General features: G+C 62.1%; 13 protein-coding genes and 1 pseudogene. 3 read left to right on the plus strand and 11 right to left on the minus strand.

The window, feature by feature from the left end:
* Positions 1 to 48 precede the first annotated feature (48 nt).
* The 5 genes from mglB to AC6BYQ_RS05240 all read right to left on the minus strand — a co-directional run bounded on the left by mglB (position 49) and on the right by AC6BYQ_RS05240 (position 5,790).
* Positions 49 to 1,041 (minus strand): galactose/glucose ABC transporter substrate-binding protein MglB, encoded by a 993-nt coding sequence (gene mglB, locus AC6BYQ_RS05220; protein WP_498056428.1) that lies wholly within the window; start codon positions 1,039 to 1,041, stop codon positions 49 to 51.
* A 264-nt stretch (positions 1,042 to 1,305) separates the two neighbouring features.
* Positions 1,306 to 2,343, minus strand: a complete 1,038-nt coding sequence (gene galS, locus AC6BYQ_RS05225; protein WP_498056429.1) for an HTH-type transcriptional regulator GalS — start codon at positions 2,341 to 2,343, stop codon at positions 1,306 to 1,308.
* 127 nt (positions 2,344 to 2,470) lie between these two features.
* On the minus strand, positions 2,471 to 3,643 hold the full coding sequence (yeiB, locus tag AC6BYQ_RS05230; protein ID WP_440528907.1) for a DUF418 domain-containing protein YeiB: 1,173 nt from the start codon (positions 3,641 to 3,643) through the stop codon (positions 2,471 to 2,473).
* 79 nt (positions 3,644 to 3,722) lie between these two features.
* Positions 3,723 to 4,388 carry a GTP cyclohydrolase I FolE gene (gene folE / locus AC6BYQ_RS05235; RefSeq protein WP_004938969.1) on the minus strand — a complete coding sequence of 222 codons (666 nt, stop codon included), beginning with the start codon at positions 4,386 to 4,388 and terminating at the stop codon, positions 3,723 to 3,725.
* A 244-nt stretch (positions 4,389 to 4,632) separates the two neighbouring features.
* The gene (locus AC6BYQ_RS05240) at positions 4,633 to 5,790 is read right to left on the minus strand and encodes a YbfB/YjiJ family MFS transporter (RefSeq protein ID WP_498056430.1); all 1,158 of its coding nucleotides are present in this window, start codon (positions 5,788 to 5,790) and stop codon (positions 4,633 to 4,635) included.
* 105 nt (positions 5,791 to 5,895) lie between these two features.
* On the opposite strand from AC6BYQ_RS05240, the gene ptrR reads away from it, so the two are divergent.
* The 3 genes from ptrR to fghA are packed head-to-tail and all read left to right on the plus strand — an operon-like array spanning position 5,896 to position 8,828.
* On the plus strand, positions 5,896 to 6,816 hold the full coding sequence (gene ptrR / locus AC6BYQ_RS05245; protein WP_498056431.1) for a putrescine utilization regulator PtrR: 921 nt from the start codon (positions 5,896 to 5,898) through the stop codon (positions 6,814 to 6,816).
* A 30-nt stretch (positions 6,817 to 6,846) separates the two neighbouring features.
* Positions 6,847 to 7,971, plus strand: a complete 1,125-nt coding sequence (locus tag AC6BYQ_RS05250) for an S-(hydroxymethyl)glutathione dehydrogenase/class III alcohol dehydrogenase (RefSeq protein ID WP_063919057.1) — start codon at positions 6,847 to 6,849, stop codon at positions 7,969 to 7,971.
* Positions 7,972 to 7,985: 14 nt separating this feature from the next.
* Positions 7,986 to 8,828 (plus strand): S-formylglutathione hydrolase, encoded by an 843-nt coding sequence (gene fghA / locus AC6BYQ_RS05255; protein WP_498056432.1) that lies wholly within the window; start codon positions 7,986 to 7,988, stop codon positions 8,826 to 8,828.
* 35 nt (positions 8,829 to 8,863) lie between these two features.
* On the opposite strand, the pseudogene AC6BYQ_RS05260 reads toward fghA, so the two are convergent.
* The 6 genes and pseudogenes from AC6BYQ_RS05260 to AC6BYQ_RS05285 all read right to left on the minus strand — a co-directional run bounded on the left by AC6BYQ_RS05260 (position 8,864) and on the right by AC6BYQ_RS05285 (position 14,851).
* Positions 8,864 to 9,178, minus strand: a pseudogene (locus AC6BYQ_RS05260) (CcdB family protein).
* A gap of 2 nt (positions 9,179 to 9,180) precedes the next feature.
* Positions 9,181 to 9,417, minus strand: a complete 237-nt coding sequence (locus AC6BYQ_RS05265) for a type II toxin-antitoxin system CcdA family antitoxin (protein ID WP_029988820.1) — start codon at positions 9,415 to 9,417, stop codon at positions 9,181 to 9,183.
* 106 nt (positions 9,418 to 9,523) lie between these two features.
* A complete protein-coding gene (gene gsiD, locus AC6BYQ_RS05270; RefSeq protein WP_019454428.1) occupies positions 9,524 to 10,432 on the minus strand; it encodes a glutathione ABC transporter permease GsiD in 909 nt (302 codons plus the stop codon).
* 9 nt (positions 10,433 to 10,441) lie between these two features.
* Entirely contained in the window at positions 10,442 to 11,362 is a 921-nt protein-coding gene (gsiC, locus tag AC6BYQ_RS05275; RefSeq protein WP_025302141.1) for a glutathione ABC transporter permease GsiC, read from the minus strand.
* Between the two features lie 52 nt (positions 11,363 to 11,414).
* Positions 11,415 to 12,950: a glutathione ABC transporter substrate-binding protein GsiB gene (gene gsiB / locus AC6BYQ_RS05280; protein WP_498056433.1), complete on the minus strand. Its 1,536-nt coding sequence runs from the start codon at positions 12,948 to 12,950 to the stop codon at positions 11,415 to 11,417.
* A 23-nt stretch (positions 12,951 to 12,973) separates the two neighbouring features.
* Positions 12,974 to 14,851, minus strand: coding sequence for a dipeptide ABC transporter ATP-binding protein (locus tag AC6BYQ_RS05285; RefSeq protein WP_498056434.1), 1,878 nt, complete (start codon positions 14,849 to 14,851; stop codon positions 12,974 to 12,976).
* Positions 14,852 to 14,865: the final 14 nt, after the last annotated feature.

The following is a 14,865-nucleotide window of genomic DNA, read 5'->3' on the forward strand; positions in this document are numbered from 1 at the left end:
ATCCCTGGTGTTGGCGCCGCAGGCGGGGTCTTAGCGGGATCTCAGCGCTTATTTAACAAACTGAGACAGGTTGTCTTTATCTACGCCGACGTAAGGAATACGCACGACTTTATTTTCGATTTTATATTGGGTGCCTTCAGTGGCCGGTTTGCCCGCCGCCAGGTTCTTCGCCAGCTCGAAAGTGGCTTTCGCCTGGTTGTCGGCATCGTTCAACACCGTGCCCGCCATCGCGCCGGATTTCACCAACGCCAACGCTTCAGGCAGCGCATCGACGCCAAACACCGGAATACTGGTCTTGTTATGCGCTTTCAGCGCTTCCACCGCGCCCATCGCCATGGCGTCGTTGTTGGCGATCACCACTTCAATCTTGTTGGCGTTCGGGCCGGAGAGCCAGGCATCCATCTTGTCTTTCGCCTGTGCGGTGTCCCACATCGCGGTATCCATCTGCAGCTGTTGGGTCTTGATGCCCTTCTCGTTCAGCGTTTTCACCACGTAGGTGGTGCGCGCCTCGGCATCCGGGTGGCCCGGCTCGCCCTTCAGCAACACGTACTGGATCTGGCCGTCTTTGTTCAGATCCCAGGCCGGGTTGGCTTTCCAGTGCTTGGTGATCAGCTCGCCCTGGATCACGCCGGATTCTTTGGAGTCGGTGCCGACGTAATACGCCTTGTCGTAGCTGTCCAGCGCCTTGCGGGAAGGTTCTTTGTTGTAGAACACCACCGGGATATCGTTTGCGCGCGCCTTATCGATAACCACCGGCGCCGCGGCCGGGTCGACCAGGTTGATCGCCAGCGCTTTCACGCCCTTGGCCAACAGCACGTCAATCTGGTCGTTCTGTTTGGACTGGTCGTTCTGCGAGTCATTCATCAGCAGGGTGACGTCCGGCGAGGCCTTGGCGTCTTTTTCGATCGCTTTGCGCACCACCGACATGAAGTTGTCGTCGTATTTGTAAATCGTGACGCCAATACGGGTATCAGCATGGGCTGCGGCGCCAAACATCATGGCTGCGGCCAGGCCGGCCAGGGTGAAAACCTTCTTATTCATTGTCAGTCTCCGGTTCTGTGTAGGGTATTACTCGTCTTTGAGCCAATGGTCACCGGCAGTGCGCACACCCCAGGCCAGGCGATTTCCACTCAACACCTGTCGTCCGTGGATCTTGTTATTTCCGAGAAATGCTGCGTCAGCGCGAGATAAAGGTTACAGCGGCAAGGGCCTTTGCGCCGGAAAACGCCTAGAGCATAGACGGCGTGATGTTAATAATCTGTGAATTTTCTCACAGATTGAAAACGGTTACACAAGACTAAATCGTCAGAGAGTGACCGTCGCCTCACTTTGCCAGGGAGCGACGGAATGGCGGCGCACCAGCGTCGGCATGAACAGATGCTCGGCCTGCGGCTCCGCCAGGCCAGCTGCGCCCTGCAATGCCAGCTCGGTCGCCAGCGTGGCCATCGAGACGATCGGGTAGCGCACCGTGGTAAGTTTGGGGCTGGTGTACCGCGCGATGGGGATATCGTCGAAGCCGATCAACGAGAAATGCTGCGGCACAGTGATACCGTTTTCTTTCAGTACCGCCATGGCGCCGGCGGCCATGGCGTCATTGTAGGCGAACACCGCGCTTAGCTGTAAGTTGCGCCCCAGCAGCTCCACCATCGCCGCCTCGCCGCCCTGCAGATCCGGCGAACCGTAGGCGCGCCAGCTGTCGGGCGTCGCCAGCCCGGCGGCGGCCATCGCCTGTGCGTAGCCCTGCTGACGCAGCGGCCCGTCCTCGATCGGGTGGTTGGAACCCAGATAGCCGATGCGCCGATGGCCCTGCGACAGCAACAGGCGCAGTGCCATCTCGGCGCCGCAGACGTTATCCAGCCCGACGCAGCGCGATTCATAGCCGGAAATGATGCGGTTGATCAGCACCATGCCCGGCACCTGCTCCAGAAAACCGATCAGCTCGGCATCGCTCAGGGCTTTGGCATGGACAATCAGGGCGTTACAACGCTGGCGGATCAGCACTTCGATCGCATGGCGCTCTTTGTCCGCCTGATGATAGCTGTTGCCGATCAGCAGATATTTGTGGTGTTTCTGCGCCACCGTGTCTACCGCTTTCACCAGCGCACCGAAGAACGGATCGGACACGTCCATCACCACCACGCCCAAGGTATCGCTGCTTTGGGTCGCCAACGCCTGTGCATTGGCGTTGGGGCGGTAGCCCAACTCCGCCACCGCCTGCAGCACCAGCTCGCGCGTCTCTTTGCTGGTCAACGCGCTATGATTGAGTACCCGGGAGACGGTCGCGACAGAGACCCCGGCGCGTTTCGCCACGTCGCGAATGGTGATCGGATGAACTGGAGGCATGCAGGATCCTGAAATCGGGGTAGTGGCCGGTGGCGCTATCCTACCCCGATTGGCCCGCTGTTCTGCGTGAATTACGTCACAGGAAAGAAAACGTTTACATACATTTTTTTAACCTGCCGGTGGGCGCTCATTTCGGCGCTTTGGTTTCCGCTTCGCCGGCGGCCATCTGCGTCAGCTTGCGCCACAGCCACTCCATCGGTCCCTGGGTGAAATAACGCAGCCACAGTGCGGAAAACGCCAGATTGATCAACCAGACCAGCGGTACAAACGCCAACAGCTGCAGCCGGTCGAACTGCTCATAGAGACCGAAGCGATAAAACAGCGTGGTGCAGATCAGCGTTTGCAACAGGTAGTTGCTCAGCGCCATGCGCCCCACCTGGCTCAGCCAGTGAGCGATGCGCAGGCGCGACAACGCGGGCCAGAAGCCATAGCACAATGCCAGATAGCCCATCGCCTGCAGCGGCGCGCCCAGCTCGCGCGGCACCTGCAGCAGGAAACCGCTCCAGCGATAGTCCCAATGCACCTGCCATTGCAGCGCCACCGCCGGCAGTTGGATCAGCACCGAGAGCGGCAGCAGCCACGCCGCCTGCCGCAGATAATAGCCGGAGGAGTAGCTGCCGCGCAGCCAGCCGCTGCGCATCAGCCCGGCGCCGAACAGCATCAGCCCCGCCAGCTCCCAGCCATACTGCGCGCCGATGGCCAACAGGCTGGAAGAGAGCAGATCGGCGCGGCTGCGCCAGGCTTCGAAACCGCCCTGCAGCTTCCAGAACTTCTCGTACTGTAACTCCGCCACGCCAGGCAGCCAGAAGCCGCCCGGTTCGCCGTGCGAAACAAACCCGAGCAGTAGCAGTACCGCCACGCCGATCAGATACAGCACCACGCCGGTTTTCAGCAGTTGAAAGGTTTCTTTGGCATCGCGGATCAGGCGCCAGCACACCAGGCCGATCAGCCCGTAGGCCAGCAGAATGTCACCGTCCCACAACAAGATCGCGTGCGCGAGGCCAAACAGCACCAGCCACGACAGCCGCGCGCGGATCCAGCTTTTGCCTCGTCGCAACAGCATTTGCAGCCCGGCGCCGAACAGCAGCGCGAACATCGCCAGGAATTTGGCCTGGGCGAAGAGATCGAGCAGCGCCCAGGTCCAGGCGTCGCGTGATGACGGCATACCCAGATAAGCCGGGTTGAGGTAGGCGGCCTTCGGCAAACCGAAGGCGCTGATGTTCAGCAATAAAATGCCGAGGATGGCGATGCCGCGCACGCAGTCCAGCGTGGCGATACGCGGCAGAGGATGACTGTTCATTTTTTATCGCTGTCTTCCGCTCATGAAAAAGGCGCCCGCAGGCGCCTGTTGTCGTCTTGCGGGTCGCCCCGCAACGCCATCACCCCTGGTGATGACGCACCGCGCGCAGGAACTCCTGGCGGGTGTTCTGGCTGGACTTGAACAGCCCCCCCAACGAGGTGGTGGTGGTGGCGCTGGTCGCGTCGCGGATGCCGCGCGCCTTGACACAATAATGGACCGCATCGATCGATACCGCCACGTTATTGGTGCCGAGCAGAGTTTGCAGCGCCACCAGGATCTGCTGGGTCAGGCGCTCTTGCACCTGCGGACGCTGGGAGAAGAACTGCACGATGCGGTTGATCTTCGACAGACCGATCACCGAGTCTTTCGGGATATAGGCCACGGTGGCCTTGCCGTCGATGGTCACGAAGTGGTGTTCACAGGTGCTGGTCAGCGTGATGTCGCGCACCGTCACCATCTCATCCACCTTCATCTTGTTTTCGATGACGGTGATTTTCGGGAAGTTGGCGTAGTCCAGGCCGGAGAAGATCTCGTCGACATACATTTTGGCGATGCGATGCGGCGTTTCCGCCAGGCTATCGTCGGACAGATCGAGATTCAGCAGCTGCATGATTTCGGTCATGTGCTCTTTGATGCGGCGTTTGCGCGTTTCGCGATCCAGCACTTCCCCGCGCAGCGGTGTCTCCAGACCACGCTCTTCCAGCGCCGCATGCACCAGCGCGGCTTCTTTACTTAATGATGTCATGTACTTGTTCTCCTGCGGACGGAACCCGCCGGCGGCCAGGCATGGCGTGCGGCCGACGGATTGCTTGCTCTCGTGACGGCAGAGTTTTCGTGATAGATAACGTGAACCCGGTCAAGATTTTGCCCCCACTGTAGATGAGAGCGCGGCGATTATCCAGTGATTGTGCGTCATCCACAGGTGAAATATTCGCATTTAGCACAATCAGGCCGGCTGCGGGATTCCACGTTTTTTGTATGGATTTTAATCACCGCGGCGCCGCTTTTTGCGCCAATCGCCGCGCTGGCGTATTGACCACCAATACGCCGGCCGCCAACAGCGCCGCCACCGCCACGTACAACGCCGGCTCCAGCCGATGGGTCAAAGCGGTCGACAGCGCCGACAGCATCGGCCCTACCAGCTGGCCGATCGCATAGCCGGTAGTCAGCAACCCGGCCATGTAGCGCGCATGGCGCGGCGCCAGCTCCCGGCCGTGCTGAAGAGCGAGCTGCACCACGCAGAGAAAACCGCCGCCGGTCAACAACGCCCCGAGCGCCAGACCGGCCACGCCCGGCACCACTTCGGCGCTCAGCACGCCCAGCGCCTGCACCCACAGCGTGATCGCCAATCGGGTCTGGGTGGTCAGGCGGTGGCGGGTCAGAATACCGATGACGATCCCCAGCATCGCCGCGCCGCCGAATATCGGCCAGACGAACTGCGCTAACAGGCTGCCGGGAAAACGCGCCGCCGCCATCTGCGACAAGAACGTCGCCGGCAGGATGTAGCCGAAGCCGGCCAGGCTGTAACTCCACACCAAACGTTTGAGCGCCGGCGTCAACAGCAGCGGCTCCAGGGCTGCGTTCGGGCGGTGCAACTCGCCGGCCCGCGGCAGATAGGCGCTAATCGCTCCTATCAATACCAGCGCCAGCACGCCATACGCCAGCCAGGCCTGCGCCGCCGTCAGCCCCAGCGTGTTGATGCCCACCGCCAGCATGCCGCTGAGGAAGATACCGGCGCCCGGCCCGGCGAACACCGCCGCGCTCAGCGCCGGCCTACCGTAATGCGCCAACCGCTCGTTGGTCCAGGCCGCCACCAGTACCATCGCCCAGCCGCTGGCCCAACCGATGACGAAGCGCAGCGCGCCGTGCGTCCACGCATCCTGCGCCAGCGCCGACAGCAGCGTCAGCGCCACCGCGCCCCACACGCCGAGCCACAGGCGCCGTTCGACGTGGCGCGTGGCGCGCATCGCATCATAGGCACCGCACAGGTAGCCCAAATAGTTGATCGCCGCCACCAGCCCGGCGCCGGTCAGGCTGAACTGGTGTTCAGCGATCATCAGCGGCACCTGAGGGGTGAAAGCGAAGCGGCCGATGCCCATCGCGACGATCAGCGCGACAAAACCACTCAAGGCAATGCGTAAAGCCATATCGATATCCAAAAGGTTAAAAGAAGGTTGCCAGTATCATGCCGCAGTATTAAACTCACAAAAACTGAATAATAGTTATCAAGTTCATCACGAAAAGAGAATGAAATGGATCTGACCCAGCTTCGCATGTTCTGCTGCGTGGCGGAAACCGGCTCGGTCGCCCGCGCCGCCGAGCAGCTGCACCGCGTGCCGTCGAATCTGACCACCCGGCTGCGCCAGCTCGAGCAGGAGCTCGGCGCCGATCTGTTTATCCGTGAAAAGCAGCGTCTGCGCCTGTCGCCGATGGGCCATAACTTTCTGTGTTACGCCAACCGGATTCTGGCGCTGAGCGACGAGGCGATGAGCATCACCCACGCCGGCGAACCGGCGGGCAACTTCGCCCTCGGTTCGATGGAAAGCACCGCCGCCACCCGCCTGCCCTCGCTGTTGGCGGCTTACCACCAGCGCTTCTCGCAGGTTTCACTGTCGCTGACCACCGGCACCTCCGGCGAAATCGCCGATCGGGTGCGCGCCGGCACGTTGGCGGCCGCCCTGGTCGACGGCCCGGTGCCTTATGACGAGTTGAACGGCTGTATCGCCTATCCTGAACATATGGTGGTGATCTCCTGTCTCGATCATGCGCCGATCCACAGCGCCAAAGACGCCAATGGCGAAACGCTGTTCGCCTTTCGCGCCAGCTGCTCCTACCGCCTGCGGCTGGAAGCCTGGTTCAAAAACGAAGGGGCGCGGCCGGGGCAGGTCATGGAGATCCAGTCCTATCACGCGATGCTGGCCTGCGTCGCCAGCGGCGCCGGGTTGGCGATGATCCCGCACTCGGTGCTCAGCCTGCTGCCGGGCCATGAGCGGGTACGGGTTCACGCCCTCCCGCCGGAAGTGGCCGACACCGCCACCTGGCTGCTGTGGCGCCGCGACGCGTTCGGGCCGAACGTGCGCGCGCTGAAAGAATTGATTATTGAACAGACGGAAACCGCCGCTGTTGATGAAAGCACCCCCGACGATTTATCAGACGTTAACGATATCGCCTGATTTAAAAAGAAAACCACTGAGGAGACTATGATGGAGATGATCAAAACCCGCGCCGCCGTTGCCTGGGGCCCGAACCAGCCGCTGAAGATTGAGGAAGTCGATCTGATGCCACCGCAAAAAGGCGAAGTGTTGGTGCGGATCGTCGCTACCGGCGTCTGCCATACCGACGCCTACACCCTGTCCGGCAAAGATCCGGAGGGCGTGTTCCCGGCGATCCTCGGCCATGAAGGCGGCGGCGTGGTGGAAGCGGTCGGTGAAGGCGTCACCAGCGTGGCGGTCGGCGACCACGTGATCCCGCTCTACACCCCGGAATGCGGCGAGTGCAAATTCTGTAAATCCGGCAAGACCAACCTGTGCCAGGCGATCCGCGCCACTCAGGGTAAAGGGCTGATGCCGGACGGCACCACCCGCTTCTTCAAGGACGGCAAGCCGATCTTCCACTACATGGGCACGTCCACCTTCTCTGAGTACACCGTGGTGCCGGAAATCTCACTGGCGAAAATCAACAAGGAAGCGCCGCTGGAAGAAGTGTGCCTGCTGGGCTGCGGCGTGACCACCGGCATGGGCGCGGTGATCAACACCGCCAAGGTGCAGCCGGGCGATACCGTGGCGATCTTCGGCCTGGGCGGTATCGGCCTGTCGGCGATCATCGGCGCGCAGATGGCCGGCGCAGGCCGCATCATCGGCATCGATCTCAACACCAGCAAATTCGATCTGGCGCGCAAACTGGGCGCCACCGACCTGATCAACCCGAAAGATTACGACAAGCCGATTCAGGACGTGATCGTCGAACTGACCGATGGCGGGGTCGATTTCTCCTTCGAGTGCATCGGCAACGTTAACGTGATGCGCTCCGCGCTGGAATGCTGCCACAAGGGCTGGGGCGAGTCGGTGATCATCGGCGTCGCAGGCGCCGGTGAAGAGATCGCCACCCGTCCGTTCCAGCTGGTGACCGGCCGCGTCTGGCGCGGTTCGGCGTTCGGCGGCGTCAAGGGCCGTTCGCAGCTGCCGGGCATCGTCGAGCGTTATCTGAACGGCGAGTTCGCGCTGAACGACTTTATCACCCACACCATGGGGCTGGAGCAGATCAACGAAGCGTTCGATTTGATGCACGAAGGCAAATCGATCCGCACCGTTATCCACTTCGACCAATAAGCCAGGAGGCAGAGATGACGTTGTCATTGGAACTTCTCGAAGAGCACCGCATGTTCGGCGGCTGGCAACAGCGTTATCGCCACGCGGCGCAGAGCCTGAATTGCAACATGACATTCAGCATCTACCTGCCGCCGCCGCGCGATGATAACCCGCCGCCGGTACTGTACTGGCTGTCGGGGCTGACCTGCAACGACGAGAACTTCACGTTGAAAGCCGGCGCGCAACGCATCGCCGCCGAGCTGGGTCTGGTGCTGGTGATGCCGGACACCAGCCCGCGCGGCGACGAGGTGCCGAACGACGAAGGCTACGATCTGGGCCAGGGCGCCGGGTTCTACCTGAACGCCACCCAGGCGCCGTGGGATCGTCACTTCCGCATGTACGATTACGTCAGCGCCGAACTGCCGGCGCTGATCGCACAGCACTTCAGCGTCAGCGATCGTCAATCTATCTTCGGTCACTCGATGGGGGGCCACGGCGCGCTGATGATGGCGTTTCGCAATCCGCAGCGCTTCCACTCGGTGTCGGCGTTCGCGCCGATCGTCAACCCGTGTCAGGTGCCGTGGGGCCGCAAGGCGTTCACCGCCTATCTGGGCAGCGACGAAAGCCAATGGCTGCAGTACGACAGCTGCCATCTGCTGGCCAGCGGCGCGGAGAAAATGCCGGTGCTTATCGACCAGGGCGACGACGACCAGTTCCTTGCCGATCAGCTGCAGCCGGCGCGGTTGGCCGAACTGGCGCGTCAGCGCGACTGGCCGCTGACGCTGCGCATTCAGCCGGGGTACGATCACAGCTACTTCACCATCGCCACCTTCGTGGAAGATCACCTGCGCTTCCACGCCGAGCACCTGTTCCGCTGATAAAAAATCCGGGCGGTTAAACCGCCCGGATTTCTTCAAATACCGTCAAGAAGAAAGTCGATGGCGGCTTTTATCCTGGTCCGATACTGGGAAACATCACAAAACTCGGCCCCCAAAGCCCGAACCGGGATGCTGGCCATTTCATATGTCATCACGGCGTACTCGTTGTCATCAATCAATCTGATCAACGGGATCAAGCGCTCCGGTCGTGTACTCCCCGGGTATTTTTCAACGGGCAACTAAGGGATCACAACCCGACGATTTAATTGCCCAATGATATCGCTCGTCACATCAAGCAGCAGGGGATAAACCGCGCTGTTCCCCCTATTCGCATACACCGTAAATTGCATCGCTAAAACGTCCTGTATTCGTCGCTAAAGCAACCATGCTCATCATTAAATCGGTTAAGCGCTTCAAGCGCCTCTCGGTTTTCTTCCTGCCATTTTATCCTCTCATGCTGACGCAACTCAGCATCTAAAGCAGCAGTTAGCGTCGCACTGAGATTAATCCCCGCCTCACGCGCACGGCTCAACAAACTGCGTTCCAGCGTCATGGTCACACTTTGCGTCGTTCGTTGTTTTACTGGCATCGGCACCTCTCTCACTCATTTTCGTGCAAACAACACGGTTTATTGAACGATAGTAGCATTGAGACGACATTTGAGCCCGTTCAAATATGCGCCATACGTTAAAGCATCACCCCTTCAGCTTCGGATCGAGCGCGTCGCGCAATCCGTCGCCCAACAGGTTGAACGCCAGCACGGTGATGAATATCGCCAGGCTGGGGAAGATCGCCACGTGCGGCGCGATCACCATATCGGCGCGTGCCTCGTTGAGCATCGCCCCCCACTCCGGCGTCGGCGGCTGGGCGCCCAGGCCCAAAAACGACAGGCTGGCGGCGGTGATGATCGAGGTGCCGATGCGCAGGGTGAAATAGACTACGATCGACGACAACGTGCCCGGCAGAATGTGCCGCAGGATGATGGTCCAGTCCGAAGCGCCGATGCTGCGCGCCGACTCGATATAGGTCAGGTGCTTCAGCACCAGCGTGTTGCCGCGCACCAGGCGAGCAAAGGCCGGAATGCTGAAGATCGCCACCGCGACAATCACGTTGGCCATGCCGCTGCCCATGATCGCCACCACGCCGATCGCCAGCAGAATGCCGGGAAACGCGAACAGCACGTCGCACACGCGCATGGTGAGGCGATCCCACCAGCCCTCATAGTAGCCGGCCAGCAGCCCCAGCAAGGTGCCGATCGCCCCGCCCGCCAGCACTGAGAACACCCCGGCCGCCAGCGAAATGCGCGTGCCCATGAGGATGCGGCTGAAGATATCGCGCCCGAGGGAATCCACACCCAGCCAGTGCATCAGCGAAGGCCCTTCGTTCAGCCGGTCGTAATCGAAATAGTTTTCCGCATCGAACGGTGCCAGATAAGGCGCCAGCAGCGCCGCCGCGATCAGCAGCAGCACCAACAGACCGGCGACCAGCGCCGCCCGCTGGCGGCGAAAACGCCGCCAAAACTCACCCCACGGCGTGCGTACCGCGTTGGGGTCGATAAGCGGCATCGCCTTCAGTGCAGCGTTGCGCCGCCAATGCTTAATCATGCCGCGTCCTCATTGGTAACGAATCGCCGGGTTGATCGCCGCGTACAGCATATCCACCAGCAGGTTGATCAGGATGAACTCCAGCGAGAACAGCAGCACCTCAGCCTGGATCACCGGGTAATCGCGCATCTCCACCGAGTCCACCAGCAACCGCCCCAGCCCCGGCCAGTTGAATACCTTCTCCACCACGATCGAACCGCCGAGCAGGAAGCCGAACTGTAGCCCCATCATGGTCACCACCGGGATCATCGCGTTACGCAGGCCGTGTTTCATCACCACCACGCTTTCCCGCACGCCCTTGGCGCGCGCGGTGCGCATGTAGTCCTCCTGCAACACTTCGACGAACGAAGCGCGAGTGAAGCGCGCCATCACCGCCGCCACCGCCGCCCCCAGGGTTATTGAAGGCAGAATGTAGTGCCGCCAGCTGTCGGCGCCCACCGTCGGCAGCCAGCCCAGCTCGACCGAGAACACCTGCATCAACAGCATGCCGAGCGCAAAGGCCGGGAACGAGATCCCCGACACCGCCAGCGTCATGCCGAGACGATCCGGCCAACGGTTGCGCCACACTGCAGACACCACGCCGATCGCCAGACCGAACGCCACCGCCCACAGCATGCTGGCCACGGTCAGCCAGAAGGTCGGCATAAAGCGAGAAGCGATCTCTTCGCTCACCGGCCGTTTGGACACCATCGAGATGCCGAAGTCGCCCCGCAGCGCGTTGACGAAGAAGTGCGCGAACTGCTGCGGCAGCGGCTTATCCAGCCCCAGATCCTTGCGCACCAGTTGCACCACCGCCTCGTCGGCCTCCGGCCCCGCCGCCAGCCGCGCCGGATCGCCCGGCAACAGATGGACGAACAGAAACACCAGCACCGCCACGATCAGCAGCGTCGGGATCAGGCCCAGCAGTCGTTTCAGAAAATAATTGAGCATCTCATTCCTTCCCCCGTCCGCAGCCGCTTGGCCACGGGCGGGGATGGGCGCCTTATTTCAGATCGGCGTTATCAAAGTTGAACGAGGTATCCGGCATCACGTAGAAGCCGCTCAGCTGTTTGCTGTTGGCCGACAACAGACGTTCGGTCGCCAGGAAGATCCAGGGCGCGTCGGCCCAGATGCGATCCTGCGCGTCCTGGTACAGTTTCTGTTTCTCGGCGCGATCGGTGGTCGCCAGCGCGTCGGTCAGATCCTTGTCCACCTGCGGGTTGCTGTAGAACGCGGTGTTGAACTGCTTCGGCGGTGCCGCCTGAGTGGAGAACAGCGGCGACAGCGCCCAGTCGGCCTCCCCGGTCGAGGCCGACCAGCCGGTATAGAACATCCGCACGCCGGTGTCTTTCACCCCGACGCTTTCCACCTGCGCCGCGCGCTGCCCGGCGTCCATCGCCGTCACCGTCACTTTCACCCCGACCTGCGCCAGCTGCTGCTGAGTGAACTGCAGCACCTTCTGCGCGGTGCTGTGGTTGTGGGACGACCACAGCGTGGTGGTGAAACCGTTCGGATAGCCGGCCTCTTTGAGCAACTCGCGCGCCTTGGCCGGATCGTACGGCCACGGCTTATAGCGGGCGGCGAAGTCGATCGCCGGCGGCACCGGCCCTTCCGCCGGCACCGCGTAGCCGGCGAACGCTACCTTGATCAGCGCGTCCTTATTGATGGCATAGTTCAGCGCCTGACGTACCTTCGGATTATCGAACGGCTTTTGGGTGACGTTCATGCTGATGTAACGTTGCAGGATCGACGGCGCGGCTACCACGTCCAGCTTGGCGTTGCCTTCCAGCACCTTGGCCTGCTCGTAAGGGATCGGGAAGGCGAAGGTCGCCTCGCCGGTCTGCAACATCGCCGCGCGGGTGTTGTTATCCACCACCGGGCGCCAGGTGATGCTGTCGAGCTTCGGCAGCCCCGGTTGCCAGTAGCCATCGAACTTCTTCACCTTGACGAAATCGGTCTGGTTCCAGGTTTCGAACTGGTACGGCCCGGTGCCGACCGGGTGGAAACCGATCTCCTTGCCGTATTGCTTCAGCGCCGCCGGCGAGATGATCGCCGCCGCCGGGTGCGCCAGATTGTTGACGAACGCCGAGAACGGCGCCTTCAGCACGATTTTCACCGTATTGGCGTCCACCGCCTCGGTTTTGTCGATCATCTTGAACAGGTTGTAGCGCTTGAGATGGCTGTCCGGGTTGCTGGCGCGGTCGAGGTTAACCTTCACCGCCTCGGCGTTGAACGCGGTGCCGTCGTGGAATTTAATGCCCTGGCGCAGTTTAACGGTGTAGGTCAGGCCGTCTTTGCTGACCTCATAGCTGTCCGCCAGCACGTTCACCAGCTTCATGTCCTTGTCGAAGCCGAACAGCCCCTGATAGAAAGACTTGGCCACCGCCTGCGACAACGTGTCGTTAGCGTCGTAAGGATCGAGGGTGGTGAAGTTGGACGCCACGGCGATCACCGCGTCCTTGGCCGCCCAAACCGGGCCAGTTCCCGTCGCCAGCAGTACGGCGGCCAACAGCGCATTGCGTTTGAATGTGTGCTTCATGTCGCTTGTCTCTCCTGAGGTCTTTAATAAGCACCGGCGATCGGGTGGCGGGCGACAAAGTGCCCGGCGCCAACCTGCACCAGCGGTGCGGTAACGGGTTCATCACCCAGCGCGCGTACCGGGCTGGGGATCTCATCGACCGGCAACGGCTGCCGTTTGTGGGCGTGAGCGGGATCGGCCACCGGCACCGCCGCCATCAGCTTGCGGGTGTAGGGATGCTGCGGGTTGTCAAACACCGCCTGCCGCGGGCCGATCTCGACAATTTGCCCGAGGTACATCACCGCCACCCGGTGGCTGATGCGCTCCACCACCGCCATGTCGTGTGAAATGAACAGAAAAGCGATGCCGAACTCGCGCTGCAGATCGAGCAACAGATTGACGATTTGCGCCTGAATCGACACGTCCAGCGCCGAGACCGCCTCGTCGGCGATCACCACTTTCGGGTTCAGCGCCAGCGCGCGTGCGATGCAGATGCGCTGGCGTTGGCCACCGGAAAACTCGTGCGGGTAGCGGCGCGCATGCTCCGGCAGCAGGCCGACGCGTTCCAGCAGCCAGGCCACGCGCCGCTCCGCCTCCCGGCCGCGCATCACGTTGTGCACCAGCAGCGGCTCCATGATGGAGAAACCAACCGTCAGGCGCGGATCGAGCGAGGCGTAGGGATCCTGAAAGATGAACTGAATATCGCGCCGCAGGTGCTGCAGCGCCGGCCCCTTCAACTGATCGATTCGCCGCCCGGCGAAGGTGATGGTGCCGCTCTGGCTGTCCACCAGCTTCAGCAAAGAGCGCCCGGTGGTGGACTTGCCGCAGCCGGACTCGCCCACCAGTCCCAGCGTCTCGCCGGGGTAAAGATCGAAACTGACGTTTTCCACCGCGTGTACCCGGCGAGTAACCCGATTGAACAGCCCGCCGCGCAGATCAAAACGCGTGACCAGATGCTCCACCTGCAGGATCGGCGCGGCACTCGGCGGCACGGTATCCTGCGGCACTTCATCGCCCTCGTCACCCGGCAACGGAAACTTCGCCGGCAGCGGGCGATCGGCCATCGCCCCCAGCTTCGGCACCGCCGCCAGCAGCGCCCGCGTGTAGTCCTGCTGCGGCGCGGCGAACAGCTCACGCACCCGATTTTGCTCCACCTGCTCACCGCGGCGCATCACCAGCACCCGGTCGGCGATCTCGGCCACCACGCCCATATCGTGAGTAATGAAGATCACCCCCATCTGCATCTCCCGTTGCAGCACGCGGATCAGCTGCAGGATCTGCGCCTGAATGGTGACGTCGAGGGCGGTGGTGGGTTCATCGGCGATCAGCAGCGCCGGCTTGCAGGAGAGCGCTATGGCGATCATCACCCGCTGGCGCATGCCGCCGGAAAGCTGGTGCGGGTAGCGCCCCAGCACCTCTTTGGCCTCCGGAATACGCACCAGATCGAGCATGCGCAGCGCCTCCTGGCGCGCGCTGCGGTGATCCATCCCCTGATGCAGGCGCAGCGATTCAGCGATCTGCTCGCCGACCGGAAACACCGGGTTGAGCGAGGTCATCGGCTCCTGGAAGATCATCGCCATGTCAGCGCCGCGCACCCTGCGCAGCGTGCTCTGCGAGGCGCGCGCCAGATCGAGCAGCGCGCCGTCACGGCGGCGCAGCGTCATGGCGCCGCTGACGATGCGCCCGCCGCCCTGCTCCACCAACCGCATCAGCCCCAGCGAAGTGACCGATTTGCCGGAGCCGGACTCACCGACGATCGCCAGCGTCTCGCCGCGATCGAGATCGAATGACAGGCTGCGCACCGCTTCCACGGCGCCTTCCGATTGAGGAAAACTGATGCTCAGATCGCGCACCGACAGCACACGCTGCGGCGGCAATGACAGCCCGCCGCCGCCGGCGGGCTGGAATGAAACGTCGGTCATGCACCCTCCCGGTG

The organism is Serratia sp. LTN-2, from assembly GCF_059740205.1.